At 56.6% G+C, this 19,105-nt stretch carries 21 protein-coding genes; 13 read left to right on the top strand and 8 right to left on the bottom strand.

All coding sequences use genetic code 11. The annotated features are described in order from the left end of the window. Positions 1 to 165: 165 nt before the first annotated feature. Positions 166 to 351, top strand: coding sequence for a hypothetical protein (locus ACM6IP_RS04150; RefSeq protein ID WP_414861012.1), 186 nt, complete (start codon positions 166 to 168; stop codon positions 349 to 351). A 500-nt stretch (positions 352 to 851) separates the two neighbouring features. Here the strand turns inward: ACM6IP_RS04150 and ppk2 are convergent, their stop codons facing one another. Further along, the gene (gene ppk2 / locus ACM6IP_RS04145) at positions 852 to 1,769 is read right to left on the bottom strand and encodes a polyphosphate kinase 2 (RefSeq protein WP_095169136.1); all 918 of its coding nucleotides are present in this window, start codon (positions 1,767 to 1,769) and stop codon (positions 852 to 854) included. A 180-nt stretch (positions 1,770 to 1,949) separates the two neighbouring features. Between ppk2 and pstS the strand changes: the two genes are divergently transcribed. From pstS to ACM6IP_RS04115, 6 genes are all read left to right on the top strand, one after another. Further along, on the top strand, positions 1,950 to 2,981 hold the full coding sequence (pstS, locus tag ACM6IP_RS04140) for a phosphate ABC transporter substrate-binding protein PstS (RefSeq protein ID WP_095169137.1): 1,032 nt from the start codon (positions 1,950 to 1,952) through the stop codon (positions 2,979 to 2,981). 75 nt (positions 2,982 to 3,056) lie between these two features. Continuing rightward, positions 3,057 to 4,022, top strand: a complete 966-nt coding sequence (gene pstC / locus ACM6IP_RS04135; RefSeq protein WP_159996429.1) for a phosphate ABC transporter permease subunit PstC — start codon at positions 3,057 to 3,059, stop codon at positions 4,020 to 4,022. Next, entirely contained in the window at positions 4,022 to 4,915 is an 894-nt protein-coding gene (gene pstA / locus ACM6IP_RS04130; protein ID WP_095169167.1) for a phosphate ABC transporter permease PstA, read from the top strand. The genes pstC and pstA overlap by 1 nt, the downstream gene beginning before the upstream one ends. Positions 4,916 to 4,991: 76 nt before the next feature. Then, the gene (pstB, locus tag ACM6IP_RS04125; protein ID WP_045058436.1) at positions 4,992 to 5,753 is read left to right on the top strand and encodes a phosphate ABC transporter ATP-binding protein PstB; all 762 of its coding nucleotides are present in this window, start codon (positions 4,992 to 4,994) and stop codon (positions 5,751 to 5,753) included. A gap of 100 nt (positions 5,754 to 5,853) precedes the next feature. Beyond that, positions 5,854 to 6,552: a hypothetical protein gene (locus ACM6IP_RS04120; RefSeq protein WP_414861011.1), complete on the top strand. Its 699-nt coding sequence runs from the start codon at positions 5,854 to 5,856 to the stop codon at positions 6,550 to 6,552. Further along, complete coding sequence (locus ACM6IP_RS04115; RefSeq protein ID WP_095169141.1) at positions 6,552 to 7,187, top strand: hypothetical protein; 636 nt, start codon at positions 6,552 to 6,554, stop codon at positions 7,185 to 7,187. The genes ACM6IP_RS04120 and ACM6IP_RS04115 overlap by 1 nt, the downstream gene beginning before the upstream one ends. Positions 7,188 to 7,285: 98 nt before the next feature. On the opposite strand, the gene ACM6IP_RS04110 is transcribed toward ACM6IP_RS04115, so the two are convergent. Continuing rightward, positions 7,286 to 8,260, bottom strand: coding sequence for a GlxA family transcriptional regulator (locus tag ACM6IP_RS04110; RefSeq protein ID WP_095169142.1), 975 nt, complete (start codon positions 8,258 to 8,260; stop codon positions 7,286 to 7,288). Positions 8,261 to 8,355: 95 nt separating this feature from the next. Between ACM6IP_RS04110 and ACM6IP_RS04105 the strand changes: the two genes are divergently transcribed. Next, positions 8,356 to 8,799 carry a tautomerase gene (locus ACM6IP_RS04105; RefSeq protein ID WP_414861010.1) on the top strand — a complete coding sequence of 148 codons (444 nt, stop codon included), beginning with the start codon at positions 8,356 to 8,358 and terminating at the stop codon, positions 8,797 to 8,799. 139 nt (positions 8,800 to 8,938) lie between these two features. Here ACM6IP_RS04105 and ACM6IP_RS04100 read toward each other — a convergent pair whose 3' ends face one another. Continuing rightward, on the bottom strand, positions 8,939 to 9,856 hold the full coding sequence (locus ACM6IP_RS04100; RefSeq protein WP_401127696.1) for a LysR family transcriptional regulator: 918 nt from the start codon (positions 9,854 to 9,856) through the stop codon (positions 8,939 to 8,941). A gap of 66 nt (positions 9,857 to 9,922) precedes the next feature. Here ACM6IP_RS04100 and ACM6IP_RS04095 point away from each other — a divergent pair, with 66 nt between their 5' ends. Beyond that, positions 9,923 to 10,540, top strand: a complete 618-nt coding sequence (locus ACM6IP_RS04095) for a LysE family translocator (protein ID WP_401127698.1) — start codon at positions 9,923 to 9,925, stop codon at positions 10,538 to 10,540. Between the two features lie 75 nt (positions 10,541 to 10,615). Here ACM6IP_RS04095 and ACM6IP_RS04090 read toward each other — a convergent pair whose 3' ends face one another. Then, on the bottom strand, positions 10,616 to 11,530 hold the full coding sequence (locus ACM6IP_RS04090) for a universal stress protein (protein ID WP_401127700.1): 915 nt from the start codon (positions 11,528 to 11,530) through the stop codon (positions 10,616 to 10,618). A gap of 268 nt (positions 11,531 to 11,798) precedes the next feature. Between ACM6IP_RS04090 and ACM6IP_RS04085 the strand changes: the two genes are divergently transcribed. Next, entirely contained in the window at positions 11,799 to 12,770 is a 972-nt protein-coding gene (locus ACM6IP_RS04085) for a TerC family protein (RefSeq protein WP_414861009.1), read from the top strand. Between the two features lie 64 nt (positions 12,771 to 12,834). Here the strand turns inward: ACM6IP_RS04085 and ACM6IP_RS04080 are convergent, their stop codons facing one another. Both ACM6IP_RS04080 and ACM6IP_RS04075 read right to left on the bottom strand, forming a co-directional pair. Further along, on the bottom strand, positions 12,835 to 13,269 hold the full coding sequence (locus ACM6IP_RS04080) for a GFA family protein (protein ID WP_095169146.1): 435 nt from the start codon (positions 13,267 to 13,269) through the stop codon (positions 12,835 to 12,837). 71 nt (positions 13,270 to 13,340) lie between these two features. After that, positions 13,341 to 14,282: a carbon-nitrogen hydrolase family protein gene (locus tag ACM6IP_RS04075; RefSeq protein WP_414861008.1), complete on the bottom strand. Its 942-nt coding sequence runs from the start codon at positions 14,280 to 14,282 to the stop codon at positions 13,341 to 13,343. A gap of 103 nt (positions 14,283 to 14,385) precedes the next feature. On the opposite strand from ACM6IP_RS04075, the gene ACM6IP_RS04070 reads away from it, so the two are divergent. Next, positions 14,386 to 15,081: a winged helix-turn-helix transcriptional regulator gene (locus ACM6IP_RS04070; protein WP_095169148.1), complete on the top strand. Its 696-nt coding sequence runs from the start codon at positions 14,386 to 14,388 to the stop codon at positions 15,079 to 15,081. A 437-nt stretch (positions 15,082 to 15,518) separates the two neighbouring features. Here ACM6IP_RS04070 and ACM6IP_RS04065 read toward each other — a convergent pair whose 3' ends face one another. Next, entirely contained in the window at positions 15,519 to 16,250 is a 732-nt protein-coding gene (locus tag ACM6IP_RS04065; RefSeq protein ID WP_159987301.1) for a substrate-binding periplasmic protein, read from the bottom strand. Between the two features lie 628 nt (positions 16,251 to 16,878). Here ACM6IP_RS04065 and ACM6IP_RS04060 point away from each other — a divergent pair. Next, entirely contained in the window at positions 16,879 to 17,352 is a 474-nt protein-coding gene (locus ACM6IP_RS04060) for an antitoxin Xre/MbcA/ParS toxin-binding domain-containing protein (protein ID WP_095169150.1), read from the top strand. Then, positions 17,352 to 17,843, top strand: coding sequence for an RES family NAD+ phosphorylase (locus tag ACM6IP_RS04055; RefSeq protein WP_414861007.1), 492 nt, complete (start codon positions 17,352 to 17,354; stop codon positions 17,841 to 17,843). Before ACM6IP_RS04060 ends, ACM6IP_RS04055 begins: the two co-directional genes overlap by 1 nt. A gap of 61 nt (positions 17,844 to 17,904) precedes the next feature. Here ACM6IP_RS04055 and ACM6IP_RS04050 read toward each other — a convergent pair whose 3' ends face one another. Beyond that, positions 17,905 to 19,071: an MFS transporter gene (locus ACM6IP_RS04050; protein WP_414861006.1), complete on the bottom strand. Its 1,167-nt coding sequence runs from the start codon at positions 19,069 to 19,071 to the stop codon at positions 17,905 to 17,907. Positions 19,072 to 19,105: the final 34 nt, after the last annotated feature.

Here is a 19,105-nt window from a genome sequence, read left to right as displayed (position 1 = left end):
ACATCGTTATTGTCCGCGAGCGCTGTGCTTGCGGTGTTCGGCGAAGGACGGCTGTGCGGCAGATTTCCTGTCGCCAGCCACCATTTATCGAATGAGGAGTCACCCATATGGGTACCAAACAGGTTCTGACCGTTGGCCTGGCGGTGCCAGGCGCGGCGGCAATCCATGGCGGCGCCGATGCCGGGGCAGTCAACCCACGGCGGCCATGGCGATTCAGGCGCGGTGTCGGCGCAGTTGATGCTGCATGCCAAACCTGCGCATGCGGGGCCCTATACCTTGTGGATTCAATTCAAGGGCGGCGACAAGATTCGTACCGTGCCTTTCCTCGTGACGGTTCCCGCCGCGTCCTGAAGCCTTCGCTCCATCAACTTCACCTCGCCGTTGTTCAGCCATCGGCGGGGTGAACACCAAATGTGCTTACTATTGCCTGGCCGAGGCATCGCGCAGCCAGGCAGTTCCAGCGGAGGTTGAGCAGGAGGGGGAGGGGAATTGCCTTCGTGCTGCATTTCCAATGAGGTTCCTGTTTACGAGGCGTTGGCCAAATAAAATTAGTCCTCGGGCCAATATTACTTAAAGTATGTTACTGAGCTGCCTTCTAACCCTTTTCATTAAAAATACTTTATCCAGCAGGCATGTGAGATGGATCTTTTTAAAACAAATCTGCCACAAAATAGACTGCATGAATCTTTCAAGACAATCTCCGGTGACCCTTGTTACGCGCCAGTGAAGGCGATTCGAGTTAGATCGCGGCGTCTAGAAGGGAGGTTGGCAGAACCCTGGTAATACCCGTTCATTTGTTGCACGACAGTGCAGTCACTCGCAAAGCTGATACAACAATCCGGTAATGAATATCAGTAAACCTGAGGCACGATTATTTCGGCTGGCGTTGGACTACGGAAGTAGTCTTCCTGCCGCTCACGTTGCGGTAAATTGATCACCGGTAGTTCCACCTCCTCATAGGGCATTTGCGCCAGTAGATGGGTAATGCAGTTGAGCCTCGCTTTCTTCTTGTCATCAGCCTGCACCACCCACCACGGTGCTTCGGCAATGTGGGTGCGCTCAAGCATGATTTCCTTAGCCTTGGTATAGGCCTCCCAACGCCGACGGGACTCCAGATCCATTGGGCTGAGTTTCCACTGCTTGAGCGGGTCGTGAATGCGGCTGAGAAAACGCAAGTTCTGTTCCTGGTCGGAAATTGAGAACCAGTATTTGATCAGTTGTACACCGGAGCGAGCGAGCATCCGCTCGAACTCTGGCACTGTACGGAAAAACTCTTCGTACTGATCGTCATCACAAAACCCCATGACCTTTTCGACCCCGGCGCGGTTGTACCAACTTCGGTCGAACAACACGATTTCGCCCGCTGCTGGCAGATGCGAAACATAGCGCTGGAAATACCATTGCGTGCGTTCGCGGTCGTTGGGCGCAGGCAGGGCCGCGACACGGCATACCCGTGGATTGAGTCGTTGGGTGATGCGTTTGATCACGCCACCTTTGCCGGCGGCATCGCGCCCTTCGAACAGGATCACTACTTTGTGGCCAGTCTTGACGACCCAGCTTTGCAGCTTCACCAGCTCACCTTGCAGGCGGAACAGTTCGCTGAAATAAAGTCGTCGGGCCTCCCGTGCACTTCCTTCCTGAGCGTGTTCATCGAACAGTGCATTCAGGTCGTGCCCGTCTTCGGATAATTCCAGTTCCAGTTCTTCGTCACTGTGATCAAGCAGCTCGCGGTGGATGCGCTGTATCAGGGTCTCTTCAGTTGAGAACATGGGAGAAATTCCGTCGTAAGGGATGGAAAAGTCTTAGTCGCAATTTGTTACGGAGTAATTACATCAGAAGGCATTGCGGCGGCGGTATGGGGGCGGGCTAGTGTTTTGCCATCGTCTTTCATAAAAACGTAACAGGATTATCGCAGACTCCCTGAGCCCGTCATGACAAGGAGTTTTTTAATGAAATGTTTGATGAAGTCTGCTGCGCTCGCTATTACGGTTTCTCTTTGTGCCACCTCGGTGGCTTTCGCTGGTGAGAGCGTCCGCCTAACAGGTTCCGGAGCCAGTTTCCCGGCACCGATCTACCTCACTTGGTTCAAAGATTTCAGCAAGAAAACCGAAGGTGTCACGGTGGATTACCAATCCAAGGGCAGTGGTGCGGGTGTACAGGACTTCCTGAACAAAACCGTTGATTTCGCTGCCAGTGACTCGGCCATGAAAGACGAAGATATTGCCAAGGTCTCCGAGGGTGCTCAGTTACTGCCGATGACGGCGGGTGAAATCGTGCTGGCCTATAACCTGCCGGGCAACCCTAAGGGGCTAAAACTGCCACGCGACGTTTACTCCAACATTTTTCTCGGCAAGATCACTCGCTGGAACGATCCGCAGATCATCGCAGCCAACCCGGACCTGAAACTGTCCGACACGCCGATCACCGTGGTCGTGCGCGCAGACTCCAGCGGTACCACTGCGGTGTTCACCAAGCACCTGGCGGCGATCAATCAAGAGTTCAAGCAGGCGCTGGGTGAGGGCAACACCGTCAACTGGCCTGCCAGCGACAAATTCATCAAATCACCCAAGAATGATGGTGTGACCGCCACCGTACGCCAGACCCCGGGCGCCATCGGCTACATCGAATACGGCTTTGCCAAGCTGGCCAAGGTTGACTTTGCCCAACTGCAGAACAAAGCCGGCCAGTACGTTGTACCAAACGCCGAAAGTGGTGCCGAGGCTCTGGCGGCGGTGAAGATGCCGGAGAGCCTGGTGGCCTGGTTGCCTGATCCGGACGGTGCCAAATCCTACCCGATCACTTCCTATACCTGGATGATCTTCCGCAAGCAGAACGAGAATCCGGCTAAGGCCAAGGCCATGCGCGAAATGGTCGAGTACAGCCTGACCGAGGGGCAGAAAATTGCCGACTCAATGGGTTACATCCCCTTGCCACAATCGGTCATCGACCAGGTTCGTAAAGCTTCCGCCAACATCCAGTAACGCTCGTGAGTCTCTTTCGGTATGTGCATGTCACTCATGCCGGGAGAGTTCCTCCCCCTGTTCCGGAATTAACCAATGAACAAACCTTTTGTCGTACCGGTTAACCCGGACTCTGCCTGCCAACCACCTTCTACGAAGGACTATCTGGTGGATCGCACCTTCCGTGCGCTCTCACGCATAGGCGTGGTTCTCGTTCTGGCGTTGGTGTTTGCGCTGGTATTTGAGGTGGGGCGCAAGGCTATTCCGGGCATGGACAAGCACGGTCTGGACGTCGTTTTCGGCACTGTCTGGGACGTGAATCAAGGCAAGTACGGCATTCTGCCCGCCATTTGGGGCACGCTCTACAGCGCCCTGATCGCCCTGGTGATTGCTGGTTTTTTCGGCGTCAGCATGGCGATTTTCCTGACCCAGGATTTTCTGCCCGCCAAGCTTGCCGCCGTTTTTCGCACCATTGTCGAATTGCTCGCCGCCATTCCCAGCGTGGTTTATGGGCTGTGGGGGATCTATGTGGTGATTCCGGCGATTCGCCCGCTGACGGCGTGGTTGAACAGCGAGCTCGGCTGGATACCTTTTTTCGGCACGTCCTTGAGCGGGCCGGGACTGCTCCCTGCGGCATTAGTGCTGGCCATCATGATTCTGCCCACCATCGCCGCTGTCTCGCAGGACGCCCTCACCGGCGTGCCGATGAAAACCAAGCAGGCCGCCTATGGCATGGGAACCACCCATTGGGAAGCGATTCTCAAGGTGATGGTGCCATCCGCCGCCACTGGAATCTTCGGCTCCCTGGTACTGGGTCTGGGCCGTGCGCTGGGTGAAACCATGGCCCTGGCCATGCTGGTAGGCAACGCGAACAATATTTCCCTTTCTCTGTTTGCTCCGGCCAATACGCTGGCGGCCTTGCTGGCGCTGAATTTCCCTGAAGCCGGGCCAAACGAGATCGAGGTCTTGATGTACGCCGCACTGGTGCTGATGCTGATCACGCTACTGGTGAACATCATCGGTTCCATGATTATGGTCTATGCCCAACGTGGTACTAAATGATGACTGACCTCACTTCCCCTATAACCGATTTGCCAAGCCTTCAGCGTAAGTTTGAAGGTCGCGCCCTGCGCAGCCTGGTGTTGACCACGCTGGTTTGGGGCGGCGCTCTACTTGCCAGCGTGCCGCTGATTTCCGTGCTCTACATGCTGATTATGCGTGGAGGGGCTCGTCTGAGCCTGGAGGTGTTTACCGAGCTGCCGCCGACGGGTTTCGAGACTGGCGGTGGCTTCGGCAACGCGATGGCAGGCACCTTTGTCATGGTCGGTATCGCGGCCGCAATCGCGGTGCCGGTCGGCATCATGGCGGCCATCTTCTTGGCTGAACTGGGGCCAGACAGCAAGCTGGCAAACGCTGCGCGTTTTGCCGCCAAGATGCTCACAGGACTGCCTTCCATTTTGGCTGGGGTATTTGCCTATGCCCTGGTGGTGATGACCACTGGTACCTACTCGGCACCTGCGGGTGGTGTGGCACTGGCGGTGCTGATGCTGCCCATTGTCGTGCTGACAGCCGAAGAGTCGATGCGCATGGTGCCCAAAATCATGAAGGATGCCGCCTATGGTATGGGCTGCACCCGCTCGCAGGTGATCTGGAAAATCGTCTTGCCTACCGGCCTGCCGGCGATCCTTACCGGCGTGATGCTGGCCGTGGCGCGCGCCGCGGGTGAGACAGCGCCGTTGTTGTTTACCGCGCTGTTCAGCAACTACTGGATCTACCACGATGGCAGCCTTGCGGTGATGAATCCGACGGCATCGCTTGCCGTGCTGATTTACAACTTCTCCGGCATGCCCTTCGATAACCAACTTGAACTCGCATGGGCGGCCTCGCTGGTGCTGGTGATGATCGTGTTGGTCGTGAACGTTATCAGCCGTATTTTCGGCAAGCCCAAGTATTGAGAGCGGGAGCATCTGAATTTTGAACGTATCAATTGCGCAAAAAGCCGCTCCGGTTGTCACCAAGGCGCCTGTGGTCATGGACTGCAAACTGGACAAGATTTTCTATGGCAACTTCATGGCGGTACGTGACAGCCATGTGCCGATCGAAAAAAACAAGATCACTGGCTTCATCGGTCCTTCCGGCTGTGGCAAGAGCACCGTGCTACGCAGCCTCAATCGGATGAACGACTTGGTCAAAGGCTTTCGCTTTGAGGGTCATGTGCATTTCCTCGGGCAAGACGTCTACGGCAAGGGCGTTGATCCGGTGGTCGTGCGCCGCTACATCGGCATGGTATTTCAACAGCCGAACCCGTTCTCGATGAGCATTTTCGACAATGTTGCATTTGGCCTGCGCCTCAATCGCTACAAAGGTGATCTGGGCGACCGCGTAAAGCACGCCTTGCAAGGCGCCGCACTGTGGGATGAAGTCAAGGACAAGCTCAAGGTCAGCGGCCTGTCACTTTCCGGTGGGCAGCAACAACGGCTATGTATCGCCCGCGCTATCGCAACCGAACCGGAAGTGCTGTTACTGGATGAGCCCTGTTCGGCGCTTGATCCGATCGCCACCCGCCGGGTCGAGGAGTTGATGGTCGAATTGAAGAAGGATTACACCATTGCTCTGGTGACCCACAATATGCAGCAGGCGATCCGTGTTGCCGATACGACGGCTTTTTTCTCGGTGGATATTTCTCAGGGTACGCGCACCGGCTATCTAGTTGAGATGGGCCCAACGACCCAGATTTTTGGCAGCCCGCGCGAACAAATGACTGAGGACTACATCAGCGGGAAATTCAGTTAAGTAACACCGTCCGGTCAAGGCCGCATGTCCCCAAAAGTCAAAGTGCTTTGGAGGCGTCCGGTCGTTTTTCCTTCTTTTCTACCGTCTCTCGGGATTGCCAATGTCTGCAACGCGCCGTCTTGATTTGCCAGCGATTGAGCACGCACTGCGTGAGGTGCAAAGCCGCTTTGCCGAGCTAAGCAGGCACTTTACAGAGGCGCGTGACCCCTTGACTGATGAAGTGCTGCACAATGTGCTCGAGGGCTATGCGCTGATCGACGACTACGTTGCAAGTGGCGTCGACTTGTTTGATCTTCAGCAACTGAACCTGATGCTGGAAATCAATGCCACCGTTCTCTGCGGTCGAAACCCAGCGCGCCGACGGGAGTATGCCCAGCATCTTGCTGCGACTGAGGAGCACTTCTTCAACAATGTAGAGGGAGGAATCAAGGACTTACACAATTGGTACGGCGCGTATCGCAGCGAATCAGTCTGGAAGCGTGCGGCCGGTGTCTATGTACGTATCCTCAGCAAGCCGCAATTGTTCATTGAAGGCAATAACCGCAGCGGGTCACTGATCGTCAGCTACTTGCTGATGCGCGCAGGACTGCCGCCGTTCGTGCTGGCACTGGACAACGCCGAGGGTTACTTCAACCCGTCATCGGTCATACGAAACTCCGCCAAGCATGGTGTCAAGGCATTGTACGAATTGCCCAAGATCAAGAAAAAGTATGCAGCTTTCCTGGAAGAGCAGGCGCCTGACTCAATGAGATTTTTCCTGAGCGACAAACCCTCGCCCGTCTATCAGAGAGGGCATTGATGAACTGGTATCCAACGCTTGCAAAATGCCGAACTTCCGGTAGCCGGGTATGGCAAGCAATCCAGTGTGTCATCCCGATGCACGTGTTCAGACGTCAGCGCATACGGATTTCGTTCGATATTGATGACACGCTGGCTTGCCAACTGCACCACTGCGCAGTTGAAAAAAGCTGGCTGCCGGCCTGTGTTCATCGTTGGCTGGGGGAGCCGTTGCGTATCGGAACGCGTTCCCTGACCCGAGAGTTACGTCGCCAGGGTTGCAGCATCTGGGTCTACACCTCGTCCGGCCGCACTCCGTCCTACATCCGGCGTTGGCTATTGCTCTACGGTATCCGCGTCGACGGTGTGGTCAACAGTGTTCGGCATTACCACGCCCTGACGGCGCATGGGCTTGCGAACTCGCCCTCGAAATTTCCGCCAGCCTTCGATATCGACTTGCATGTCGATGATTCCGACGGCGTGCGGACTGAAGGGCATGATCACGGTTTTCGCGTGGTTGTCGTGCATCCTGAAGATGAGAACTGGGCACAGAGCGTCTTGGATGCAGTAGCTAAAGTTCGGGAGCAGCTAACCTGGCAGCAATCGCTCAGACACGAGGCCCCAGCACAACAACACTCGCAAGTATTGTCTTCTTGAGTTTCGATACAGCCATGACCCAACGCCATTTCGTCCAGAGCGCTACCTTGAACCCCCTCCGCTAGACGGACAGGCTCACGCAGCAATTTTGCCATGTATCAGATGCCCGCTGACGGGCGCAGTTGTTTTGGCGAAACGTTCAACAGGCGGCGCATCAGACGCCGTAGGGCCGTGGCATCCTGGTAGCCCACCTGCTCGGCGATAGATTCAACGGAATATCTGCTGGTTTCCAGCAGCACGCGGGCCCTGTGCAACTGCACACGCTGGATCAAATGCTGGGTTGAAAGACCGGTTGCTTTTCGAAGGTGGCGGGACAACGTTCGCTCAGACATGCCGGCGTATGCCGCAAGACTCGGGACACTGGGCGGATAGGGCAGCCGTGCTTCTATGTAGGTGGTGAGGTTGGCGACAAGCGAATTGCCCAGGGCCATGATCGCGGGGTTGATGAACGGAGACTGCAACTGTCGACCATCGAGTAGAAGGATCTTGCCCACATAGTCGGCGAGTTCGGGTGATAGGCGCCTGCGCAGTAGATGTAGCATCAGGTCGGTCTGCGCGAAGGCGGCACCAGCGGTTGTCAGAGGTGGATCGCAGAGAACCATGACATTGGGGTCGACGAGGCAGTCAGGCGCGATGCTCGACAACTGTGGGGCGAGCCACCACGTGGTCGTAACCTGTCGGCCTTTCAGCAATCCAGCGGCATGCAGCAGAAAAACCGCCGAGCATGAAGCTGCAATGTCCTTGCCTTGGGCCGCATGTGCCCTCAGCGCGGGCAGTGTTTGAAGTACCCAGTCTTCCTCAAGACGGTTGCGCAGCGCGTCGACATCGCTGATACCAAGGCCGGGAATAACCCAACAGGAATTGTCCTCGACGTCTGTAGTCAGTTCGTCGACCTGCAGGAGCATGCCTTGCCCAAGGGGAATCAGCCCTGGCCGTGGTCCACACACTCGCCAGCGTGGCACAGCAAAACCTTGCCGCACTGCAAGTGTCGCAGCGGTGGAAAGGATATCCAGAGTGGCCGCGACACTTGAGGCGAACGCCCCGGGAATGACCACAATAGTGAAATCGTACATTGTCCGATTATGCCCGAAAGAAGACGAATCGGTCACTTATCCTGAGCGCAAGGAACGGGTTCAATGGCGCCTCCAGATAACAACGAGGTTTTGTCATGCCGAACATCCTGATCAAGGTGCCTACCGAAGCGTTCAATCAGACTCAGCGCCAACAACTGCTCCGCAGCGTGAGTGACGTGGCGATGGATAATGAACAGATGGGTGACGCCCCACAGCAGCGTGCTTTGTGCTGGGTGCTTATCGAAGAAGTCCAGGCAGATAATTGGCTGTGTGGAGGCGTGGGTCCTCATGCCCATGTTGTCCCCTGCATTGTCATGGTCAAGGTGCCTGCCGGCGTCCTTGATGCACCGATGCGCCAGCGCTACGTGCGTGGACTGCACGGAGCAATAAAATCGAGCCTTGCGCCGGACGATCAACGCCAATTGCTGACCTCAATACAAATCCAGGATGTGGTTGATGGCACGTGGGGGGCGAACGGTGATGTTTGGCAGTTGGCCGACTTCACCCGCGCGGCTGGATATGGACATCTCGCTCAGTAGGGTAATGGCATTCCCAAAAGCGCAACATTGTAGTCAGCATCGGGCCGCTTTCCTTGCGCCTTAACCTGTAGGCGTATTCGGCCCGGTCTTAGCTACGCTGGTCTGGTTCGCAGTGCAAGTAACTGTAGATCGACAAGCTTCAGCCCACTGCCTGCAACCAATTAAGCAAATCCATTTCCAAGCTGCCTGGCTTAGGTGGTGTGGGAGATAACAGGCAGTAGCGTGAGCCGTCTTCAACAAATCCTAATGGCGCGACTAACACGCCGCTCTGGATATCGTCGCGCACTAAGTGCCATGGGCCAATAGCTACCCCGAGGCCTGCGACAGCCGCTTGGATACTGAAATAAAAGTGCTCAAAAGATTGCATCTCTGTGGCGGGAATGAGCAGCCCTTTTGCACTAGCCCACTCCTGCCAAGCCTTAGGTCGGCTAGTCGTCTGCAGCAGCGGGGCGGTGGAACTCAGGCAGTTCCTGCTTTTGCCAAACCACTGATCTGCCTTTTCTGGCCGGCAGACAGGGCCGATCTTCTCTGGAAATAGGGGCTCGGAATGATAACTGGAGGGGCGAGGAAAATCGTCCCGCCGAATGGCTAAATCTATGCCATGGTCGAATGAAAAGATGCCGCCGCCGGCCACTAAATGAATGTCTGGCCCTCGATGATGTGTTTGGAAGTCGCTCCAACGAGGTATCAACCATCGCATTAACAGCGTTGGCTCGCAGGACAGCACAAGCTGACGAGCACGACGGGCATCGGAGCGTATCTCGCGAACTGCCTGGTTCATCACTCCAAGCCCCTCACTAACTGCTTTCGCCAGGCGTCTTCCGGCGTCCGTTAAAAAAACCCTTCGGCTACGCCGCTCGAACAGGTCAATGCCCAGATCCTCTTCAAGTAAGCGTACTGCTCGGCTTATGGCACCAGGTGTGAGATGCAGTTCGTCAGCCGCGCGGGCGAAATTTTCGAATCGTCCGGCGGATTCGAAGCAACGCAACGCGAGCAGAGAAGGCATGCGGGTCTCAGAGATTGGTGAGTCGTAGTCACCGTTTTCTTCAGAAATCATCGTTTTTACCAGGGCGCTGGTTCTGTAAATATTGCTTTCTACCAGCAATAATTCGAAGGGTACCGCATGAGCGAATGGATAGCAGTAGTCACCATTACAATACTGGCATGTATCAGTCCTGGGCCGGATTTCGCCATGGTTTCTCGCAATGGATTGCTACTGTCTCGACGGGCGGGCGTCCTCACAGCTGTGGGAATTGGTTTGGGGGTGCTTGTCCACGTCTGCTATACGCTGCTCGGACTAGGGTTAGTGCTTCAACAATCGCCTTGGTTGTTCAATGCGCTGAAACTGGCTGGAGCTGCGTATCTCATCTACCTCGGCAGCAAAATGCTTCGTTCCAAGCCGGCTATTGAACAGCTAGACGCACCGCCACCGGCCATATCAGATCTTGCAGCTCTGCGTACGGGATTTCTGACGAACGCGTTGAATCCGAAAACATCGATCTTCATCGTTAGTCTGTTCATGGGCGTGGTACGACCGGACACCGCCTTGACTGTACAAATTGCATATGGGCTTTTCATCGCTGGAGCGCACGCGGTGTGGTTCAGCCTCATCGCGCTGTGCTTCTCAGCCGGGATGCTGCGCGAGAAGCTGTTCGCTGCACGACAATGGATTGACCGAATTTTTGGAGGTCTACTCGTGAGCTTCGGGATATTACTGACAATCGCTCAGCGCTCAGCTTGAGTTGAATCAGCCCTTGTGCAGCGCCTATCAAGCACGCCGTATGTTCGAGTTGTTTCTCGCCTCGACGGATTTATGTTATTGGCAGGTGCTCCTTGCTCCTTCTACCTTGATGGCCAAAACGCTGCAGGGCACCTGATACAGGACATGCTCCGTGGTACTGCCAAGCAGCTTGGCCACCCCTTGGTGATGGGTATTTCCCATGACGAAGACATCCGCTCGCGTATGCGTCGCAAAGTCGACCATCGCTTTGGTGGGCGGCCCCGCAATAAAGTGTTGGCGCTCAGGTGGCACGCCGTAGCGTTCAGCCAGGGCAACGAAGCACTTCTCAAGTGACCGCCGCACGTCGTTGCTGAAGCCTGGCATCGTCACGGCACCAGCACCTGCATCAGAGAAATGGGTGTGTGTCAGTTCATAGGCATACAGCAGGTGCACCTGGGCTGCACATTGCGCCGCCAATTCGTTCGCCGCCTGAATGATGCTGTCGTTGATTGCGCGGATCTGTCCCTCTGGATGCGATGGATCAACCGCGGCCACTATCACCCGAGGAAGCGGGCACCTGACTTCGCTGACCAGATGTACAGGCGTCGGACAATCGCGCAACAACTGCCAATCCAAAGGCGTGACGAATACGCGCTTGAGCGCTGATTCGTGATGGACGTCCTTGATCACCAGGTCGGGCTGCATTTGAGCCACATGTTCAAGGATCTCTTGCAGCGGGTCGCGGGTCAAAGCAACTTCGGTGGTCACGTTGATGCCCTTGCTGCGCATGAGTTCGGCCTCATCCGCCAACCACTGCTGGTTCTCCTGCCGGCAACGCTCATGCAGTTGTTCGCTGTTGCTCATTAACCGCATATGGTCGAAGTCTTCGATGAACACCGCGATATGCAGCGCTGCACCGGTGGCATCGGCCAGTGCGATTGCCCGCTCCATCGCTGGCGAGTGACGCATGGTTGAACCTGCGATCAGAAAGAGTTGTTGATACTTCCTCATGTGGCACCTCCAAACATTCTGGGTTATCCGCTAGCGCCCCCAGCACTGTCGTTTGTCCACCCTTGGCGATCTCTTAACGCGTCAACTAACTGGATCGACACTATTCAATATAGGCCTGCACTGCCGGCTTTAATACTTCGGAAAAAACGAACAACAAGCCACGAATAAACGATTTTTGTTGTTGCGACATGCCCGATAGCATGATCACTGACATTAGGCGAGTAATCGCGCCGCTCTGCATGAGTATCGACCAAACCTGGATAGTTGAATGACCGCCATCAGCGTCGGCCAGTCCTGGATGTGGGCCGCCTTCATCGGATTCGTTCTCGCCATGCTGGCGTTGGACCTTTTCGTCTTCGGCGGGCGCAAGGCGCATCGTGTTTCGGTGCGTGAAGCGCTGTCCTGGGTCATCGCCTGGAGCAGTTTGGCGTTGGTCTTCGCGGGGCTGCTCTGGTGGTATCTGCGCAGCCAGTTCGGCGCCGAAGTGGCCCAGCGTACAACGCTCGAATTCCTCACGGGCTATCTGATCGAGCAGTCGCTGTCGATCGACAACATGTTCGTTTTCGTGATGATCTTCGGCTATTTCGCCGTGCCGCCAGAGTTGCAGCGCCGCGTCCTGCTCTATGGCGTGCTCGGCGCCATCATCATGCGCGCCGGGATGATTTTCGCCGGTGCCTGGCTGGTGCAGGAGTTTGCCTGGCTGCTGTATGTCTTTGGCGTTTTCCTGGTCATCACCGGCGTCAAAATGCTGATCTTCGCCAACCAGCAACCCGATCTCGATAAAAACCCTTTGCTGCGCTGGCTACGTAGCCATTTGCGGATCACCGACGGCTTTCACGGCGAGCGCTTCTTCGTGCGCCAGAACGGCCTGCGCTGGGCGACGCCGATGTTCCTGGTGCTGGTCCTGATCGAGGCCAGTGACCTGGTGTTCGCGGTCGACAGCATCCCGGCGATCTTCGCCGTGACCACCGACCCCTTCATCGTGTTCACCTCCAACATTTTCGCCATCATGGGCCTGCGCGCACTGTATTTTCTGCTTGCCGACATGGCCTACCGTTTCCACTTGCTCAAATATGGCCTGGCCGTCGTACTGGTGTTCATCGGCAGCAAGATGCTGGTCGCGCCGTGGTGGCATCTGCCAGTTCAATGGTCGCTGGCCATGGTCGGCGGCATCCTGTTGATTTCGGTCCTGTTGAGCCTGACTTTGACGCAGAGCAAAACCCGAGTTACGCCAGAGTAATGATGAATGTGAGGCGAGGGCGGGCCCAAGCGAGGTTGGCACGCCCCACGCTACCGTGCGAACTCTATTCGTCCACGCTGATGCCCGATCCCCCTAATTCGCTGGGGACATCCTTGAGCTTGGGCAACCCATCTTTGATGGGCAGTCTGGTCTCCTGATAGTGGACGTGGACGCTTGGCGAATACGCGAGATCGGAGATCACCGCGGCATACACGTCGATGAGCCCCATTTCCGGGTGTTCGGTGAAGAGGTGCCCGCCACACTGCTTGCACCATTTGCGATAACTGCGCGGTGTCTTGTTGTAGGTGCCAATGCTCTCAGCACCCCGAGTGACTTGCACTGCCTCGGGTTTCCACAGTGTGAACGCGTTGACCGGCCCCGCTGACCAATGTCGACACGACTCGCAATGGCAATAGCCCATGGCGGCCGGTTCACCGCTGACGGTGAACTCGACCGCGCCGCAAAAACAACGGCCGTTGTAAGACTTTTCTATGCTCATGGAATGACTCCTTGATCAGTGGTTACGGCTGCCGCCGGAGTGGGGAGGGGCCGTCAACGTGTTAGCGGGCTTCACCCGTCAATGTAGTGCACCGCAGTTGCTGGCGTGCGTCGAACCTGCAGTTGGAAAATGTCAGGGCGCGCATAGTGCCCGGTGACGTCAAGCGTCCGCCGTGCTGGCGCCACGAGCGAGACATCGATGTCCGCATACACAATGCCCGTCTCTCGGTGTAATGGGCCGGCCACGATGCGGCCTTGAGGGTTGACCACCACCGAGTCGCCGTCGTTGATCCACTCTTGCGGATCGGGAAACAGTTGCGCACGAGATGGGAAGTCATCAGGAATGTCGCTACCGCGCAACGACGTACCGCTGCCGAGCACCCAGCAACGGCCTTCGAGTGCAATGTGACGCATCGTGCTAATCCAGCCCTCGCCGGTGTCGTACGTGGGGGCGACGTAGATTTCCACGCCCTGTGCATACAAAGAATAGCGCGCCAGGGGCATGTAGTTTTCCCAGCAGATGAGCGTACCGATGCGGCCGACGGGTGTATCGACCGTACGCAACCCCGACGCATCGCCGAAACCATGGACCATGCGCTCGGGGTTCGTTGGCATCAGCTTGCGATGGCGGTTCAGTACTTCGCCGTTGGTACCGATAACGACTACGCTGTTATATAGCGTGCCGCCTCCTTTATGCCGCTCGCATTCATTGATGCCGCACACGATTGTCACGGCGTGAGCGCTGGCGACCTCGCACAATTCCTTCAGGTCACCGTTGGCGATATCGACGGCGTTCGCCAGCAGGCGCGTATGCAACTGGCCCATTGCCGCGCCGTCTTTTCCCGCCGCCAGCCGCCAGATCCACGACGGGTAACCGGGAATGAACGATTCGGGCAACACAATCAACGAGGCTCCCGCCTGCGCAGCTTCCGCGACCGATTGCACGGCTCGAGCGATCGTCGCGCTGCGATCGAGCAGCACTGGCGGGCGCTGAATGATGGCTATCTTGGTCATGACGTTCTCCTGTTGCGGTGGGCTATCGAGGAGTTCAGCGTGCGCGCGGCGACGTCGCGGGACTAGTTCAGAATCTGAAGCGTTTAGTTGCGGAGTACAGGCGATGGACGAAAGCTACGGTCAGTTCTGCACCGTCGCGCGCGGTGCTGAAGCACTGTGTGAGCGCTGGACGCCTTTGGTCGTGCGCGAGCTGCTATGCGGCAGTAAGCGCTTCAATGAATTGCGTCGAGGCGTACCCCGGATGTCCACCAGCTTGCTGGCACAGCGGTTGCGCCACTTGGAAGATATCGGTGTCGTACATCGCACGGCCACAGGCAACGTCTGGGAGTACAGCCTGACTGAGGCCGGCGAGGAGTTGCGCCCGATCATTATGGCGCTTGGCCATTGGGGCGCGCGTTGGATAGGCAGTCGCCTTCGCGATAACGAACTCGACGCGGGCTTGCTCATGTGGGACGTGCGCCGGTTCGCACGCATCGAGATGTTCCCGCCCAGGACAGTGGTCATCCATTTCAGATTCCGCGACGCGCGGGCCGGCGAGCAAGATTGGTGGCTGGTGGTCGAACACGGTGTGGCAGATCTGTGCCGCGACGATCCCGGACGCGAGCTCACCCTCGTCGTGGACTCTAGCGTGCGCGCGTTGACCGAGGTCTGGGCGGGCGACCGAACACCAAGGGAGGTTCTTCAGTCGCAAGAACTGCGTGTAGACGGGGCTGTACAGGATGCGCAAAACATATGGCGCTGGCTTGGCACGAGTGCGTTCGCCGGGACCCGCAGCGCTGCAATCGGGCCATTGCAATAGCCGTCGAGAAAAGCAAGCACTCGAACGTTCACTTCTGACCGATTTCTGCCTGTAGTATCGGGCAGCAATCGGCCAATAGCGGTCACTCAGGTAAACACGAATTCGCTCCTTGAGCCGGGTAGCTCGCAGATCCTCATGTTGTAGAACAATACACCTAAGAATGTGATCGCCAGAGCCCACCGAGCTTGTCGACAATGACCAGAGCCACCCACTCTGCGTTTTCGCAGGCTATGGTTTGAAGTTGATATTGAAGTACCAACAGGCCAATTTAAAAGGCTTTTTTTGGCGCTGGACGTCGATACACGGAGCAATAAACATCTAGATTTCTGCATCCTCCAGCCTTTCTGGTGAAATGCGCGACCGGTTAAATCAGTTCAAATCAGTCGTTTCCTTTGTGCCTGCTTTCTTCTCGGTAGGATAGATCTCGTACAGCCCGATCAATCCGCATAAAGACTCAATATGTCGTCATATTTGCCGCTCTGTTTGATCTGGTCGAGGGCCCGTTGCCATCGAGCCACTTCCGAACCAGGTGTGCTTTTGGACAGTGCTATGTATCCATCGGAGGTGAGGATCGTCACCGGCGTTAGACGCAATGCAGAGGCAGAGACCTTGGCTTCGGCCAGCTTATGTTGTAAGCCCCATATCGATGAAGCTACAAGCAGCACTCTGCCCGCTTGCAGCATCTTGAAGCAACCCGAATAGCTATTGCTACGGATGATGGCAGTAAAACCTTGGCTCACAAGGGCAGTATCATCCACGTTGTGGTTCAGCACACAGACGGGTAAATGGCGAGCATCAGATAGCGTATTGATTCCGGTTGGATGTTCGGCGCTTTCATATAGCCGATCCGTTTCGCTGGAAATCGGCCCTACCCAATTGACGGTCGATTCCCTGTCCGCCGTTCGGCTTACATTGAAAAAGGCAATGCCTTCGTTTTGTTGTACCAGCGCCAAGCCTCGAGCCAGTGGCACTTCGGTAATCTCCATAGGCTCGCCGAGCTCTGACAACAACGCTCGTACCAGCTCTAGGTAGAAGGCGCGCTTCCCACTATGTGGCACGCCGCGCAGGCTCCCGCTCGTACGGGACACCTCAAGGCCGGTACTGTGCGTCAATACCTGCCACTCATCGGCCAGAACATGGGATGAGCTGAAAGCCAGAATCGCGGCCAACATCCTCCTTTTCATACATCCCACTCGGGCTGCTCCTGTTCATCCGTCGAGTCACTATAAACGCGTCACCAGATGATTAAAGTGGACAGTGAGCATCGACAACTCGCCCTACGGTCATCGATTGGTGCCAGCGTTTTCAGGCACTCAGATTGGGCCTCCGATTCCCATCGAACGGCGACAGAATGCCAATGTTTTCTAACGGGTGCCATCTGAAGCCTCGTCTAATCTCGTCAGCAAGTGCAAACGGTCGGAGGGTATTTATTCAAAGAAATAGATTGTGCTTGAGCACGCGAGGACAAATTCGAGCCACCTTCAGAGGTTGGGTTAGCCAGTTGGACAGAATCATCCTTGAAGTTTGTCTTACACCAAGCGTAGCTGATCAAATCTTAGGTGCATTGAATGTAAAGCCTTCCTGAAAATCTATCATTGACTGCCAGCCACGACTGGCAGCAATGGGTCGATTGGGGCCCTTCGTAACGGGCAGCTATCGGCCAAAGGCGGCCTGCCTGCCCTATTAATAAATCCGTCCCCCTTCGGCCCTATCATCGGGAAGTGACCTCTTTCGACGTAGCTGGCAATTTCTGTCAAGTGGCGCTATATTTTAGCCATATGGCAGAGGAGTGCGATCATGATTGCTGCAGGCAAAGAGTCCTATCCAATAGCGTACGACCCAATACGTCCGCTGCAATTGCTGTTCGGTGAGGGGAAAAAGCTCAAAGCCACCAGCGCATTTGAGCTTCACGCGCTCATGGAGAAAGGCTTTCCGTCGGACCTGGTCATCTCGTTTGTTCAATCGTACAGCCAGTTCCGTGACCATCACGTTTTTTCTAAGATCATTGGCCTGTCTGATCGTACGGTGCAGCGTCGGATCAAGAGTCCTGAGCCGCTGACCGCTGAACAAACAAACGGCACCTGGCGCTTGGCTACGGTGTTGAGCAAGGCTGAAGAAGTGTTGGGTGATCGTCAGCAAGCGGTTAATTGGATGACGTCGCCAGCAATGGGGCTTGAAGGGAAGGCGCCTATAGATCTTCTGACCACGCAAATGGGCTTCGAGCTTGTCGAGGACTTTTTGACGCGCATGGAGTATGGGGTGTATTCCTGATGACGATAGTGCCAGGCAATGGTGAGTTGTATTTGTGGCGTCTTGATCAGGAGAAGCATGCGTCCACCTGGTCGTCCGGTATAGGCGCTGAAATTGCCGGCGGCCGGTGGAACTCTAAAGGTTGCAAGGCTGTGTATTGCTCGGCGGATCCTTCCACGGCAATTCTTGAGATGGCGGTGCATAAAGGCTTTCAGGCATTGGACACTGTCCCACACGTCTTGACGTGTGCCCGGGTAAAAGAAATCAAGTTGGTTCACCGGGTGATGCCGAACTCGGTACCGAATGCCAACTGGCTATTTCCAGGCTCCCCCGGCCGCGGCCAACAGCAGTTCGGTGACGGCCTCCTAGCTCAGCATCCCTTCGTATTGATACCTTCGGCGGTTTCTCGGCACAGCTGGAATGTGCTGATGAATCCCGCTGCTGCGCAGGATCTGTTTGAACTCGTTAGCCAAGAACAATTCGCTTTGGACACCAGGCTCAATCCACCCTAGGTTGTGTCTGGCCGCTAGCCGTCACTCATCCATGGCGACTAACAGCCCCCTCACATCATCGTCACACAAGCGCTGCGGCAATCGCTCTGGAGCGCCAGGCATACGCCAACACCATCAGCAGCCCCAGACCCGCCATAGCCGCTCCGGCTAGGGAGATCGCTGGATAACCCATTCCGGCATTGATCACCGCGCCGCCCAGCGCCGCACCAATCGCGTTGCCGAAGTTGAACGCTCCGATGTTCACCGCAGAGGCCAAATTGGGCGCGTCCTTGGCCGCTTCCATGACGCGCATCTGTAGCGGCGGCACCAGGGCGAAGCTGGCGATACCCCATATCAAGATGGCAACGGCGGCCGGCAGCGGCCAACGCATCAGTACGGTGAACGCCAGCAAGACCAGAATCAGTACGCTCAGCGAAACGATCAGGGTGCGATCTATCGAGCGGTCGGCGGCCCTCCCGCCCCACATGTTGCCCAGCGTCAACCCCACACCGAACAGCACCAGCATGGCAGTGATGTAAGCGGTGGACGCGTGGGTCTCGCTGCTGAGGATGGGCGCGATGTAGGTGAAGACAGTAAACATTGCCCCCGAGCCGACTACGGTCAGGGCCAACGCCCCCAACACTGGGCCACGGCCCAATGCCCGAATCTCGGCCAGTACACCGACGCTTTTCGGCGCCGGCAGGTTGGGCAGGGCGAACCACAACGCCGCCATGGCCACCACGCCGAGGCCGGTAATACCCCAGAATGAGGTGCGCCAGCCGAACAGTTCGCCAAACCAGGCGGCAAGCGGCACGCCGCCGATGGTCGCCAGGGTCAGGCCCATGAACATTGCCGCAACCGCCCCGGCACGCTTCTCAGGGGCGACCACACTAGCGGCGACGATCGAGCCAACGCCAAAGAACGCACCGTGGTTCAGTGAGGTCACCACCCTGGCGACCATGAGGCTGTAGTAATCGGTAGCCAGGGCTGACATCAGATTACCCAGGGTGAAAATTGCCATGAGCCCGATCAGCAGATAGCGCCGGGGAATCCTGCCGGTGGTCAGGGTCATCAGCGGCGCGCCGAGCAGTACGCCCAGGGCGTAAGCGCTGACCAACAGACCGGCGGCGGGAATGGAAACGCCGAGATCGGCAGCGATACCCGGCAACATGCCCATGGGGGCGAACTCGGTAACGCCGATGCCAAAGGCACCTATGGCGAGTGCGACTAGTGGTGGATTGATACGCATGGAAGGCTCCTTATCTATGCTGCCAATGCTACGA

This window comes from Pseudomonas sp. IT-P176, assembly GCF_949767245.1.
GTDB lineage: Bacteria > Pseudomonadota > Gammaproteobacteria > Pseudomonadales > Pseudomonadaceae > Aquipseudomonas.
The sequence above is the reverse complement of the archived record's forward strand: the minus strand, read 5'-3'. Positions and strand labels throughout refer to the sequence as shown.

Excerpts from the sequence above, each read along its gene's own strand:
- ACM6IP_RS04090 (WP_401127700.1), bottom strand. The coding sequence starts at position 11,530 with ATGAGGAAGTATCAACAACTCTTTCTGATCGCAGGTTCAACCATGCGT.
- ACM6IP_RS04110 (WP_095169142.1), bottom strand. The coding sequence starts at position 8,260 with ATGTACGATTTCACTATTGTGGTCATTCCCGGGGCGTTCGCCTCAAGT.
- ACM6IP_RS04080 (WP_095169146.1), bottom strand. The coding sequence starts at position 13,269 with ATGAGCATAGAAAAGTCTTACAACGGCCGTTGTTTTTGCGGCGCGGTC.
- pstA (WP_095169167.1), top strand. The coding sequence starts at position 4,022 with ATGACTGACCTCACTTCCCCTATAACCGATTTGCCAAGCCTTCAGCGT.
- ACM6IP_RS04100 (WP_401127696.1), bottom strand. The coding sequence starts at position 9,856 with ATGATTTCTGAAGAAAACGGTGACTACGACTCACCAATCTCTGAGACC.
- ACM6IP_RS04105 (WP_414861010.1), top strand. The coding sequence starts at position 8,356 with ATGCCGAACATCCTGATCAAGGTGCCTACCGAAGCGTTCAATCAGACT.
- pstB (WP_045058436.1), top strand. The coding sequence starts at position 4,992 with ATGGACTGCAAACTGGACAAGATTTTCTATGGCAACTTCATGGCGGTA.
- ACM6IP_RS04115 (WP_095169141.1), top strand. The coding sequence starts at position 6,552 with ATGAACTGGTATCCAACGCTTGCAAAATGCCGAACTTCCGGTAGCCGG.
- pstC (WP_159996429.1), top strand. The coding sequence starts at position 3,057 with ATGAACAAACCTTTTGTCGTACCGGTTAACCCGGACTCTGCCTGCCAA.
- ACM6IP_RS04095 (WP_401127698.1), top strand. The coding sequence starts at position 9,923 with ATGAGCGAATGGATAGCAGTAGTCACCATTACAATACTGGCATGTATC.
- ACM6IP_RS04120 (WP_414861011.1), top strand. The coding sequence starts at position 5,854 with ATGTCTGCAACGCGCCGTCTTGATTTGCCAGCGATTGAGCACGCACTG.
- ACM6IP_RS04050 (WP_414861006.1), bottom strand. The coding sequence starts at position 19,071 with ATGCGTATCAATCCACCACTAGTCGCACTCGCCATAGGTGCCTTTGGC.
- ACM6IP_RS04055 (WP_414861007.1), top strand. The coding sequence starts at position 17,352 with ATGACGATAGTGCCAGGCAATGGTGAGTTGTATTTGTGGCGTCTTGAT.
- ACM6IP_RS04085 (WP_414861009.1), top strand. The coding sequence starts at position 11,799 with ATGACCGCCATCAGCGTCGGCCAGTCCTGGATGTGGGCCGCCTTCATC.
- pstS (WP_095169137.1), top strand. The coding sequence starts at position 1,950 with ATGAAATGTTTGATGAAGTCTGCTGCGCTCGCTATTACGGTTTCTCTT.
- ppk2 (WP_095169136.1), bottom strand. The coding sequence starts at position 1,769 with ATGTTCTCAACTGAAGAGACCCTGATACAGCGCATCCACCGCGAGCTG.
- ACM6IP_RS04150 (WP_414861012.1), top strand. The coding sequence starts at position 166 with ATGGCGGCGCCGATGCCGGGGCAGTCAACCCACGGCGGCCATGGCGAT.
- ACM6IP_RS04070 (WP_095169148.1), top strand. The coding sequence starts at position 14,386 with ATGGACGAAAGCTACGGTCAGTTCTGCACCGTCGCGCGCGGTGCTGAA.
- ACM6IP_RS04075 (WP_414861008.1), bottom strand. The coding sequence starts at position 14,282 with ATGACCAAGATAGCCATCATTCAGCGCCCGCCAGTGCTGCTCGATCGC.
- ACM6IP_RS04060 (WP_095169150.1), top strand. The coding sequence starts at position 16,879 with ATGATTGCTGCAGGCAAAGAGTCCTATCCAATAGCGTACGACCCAATA.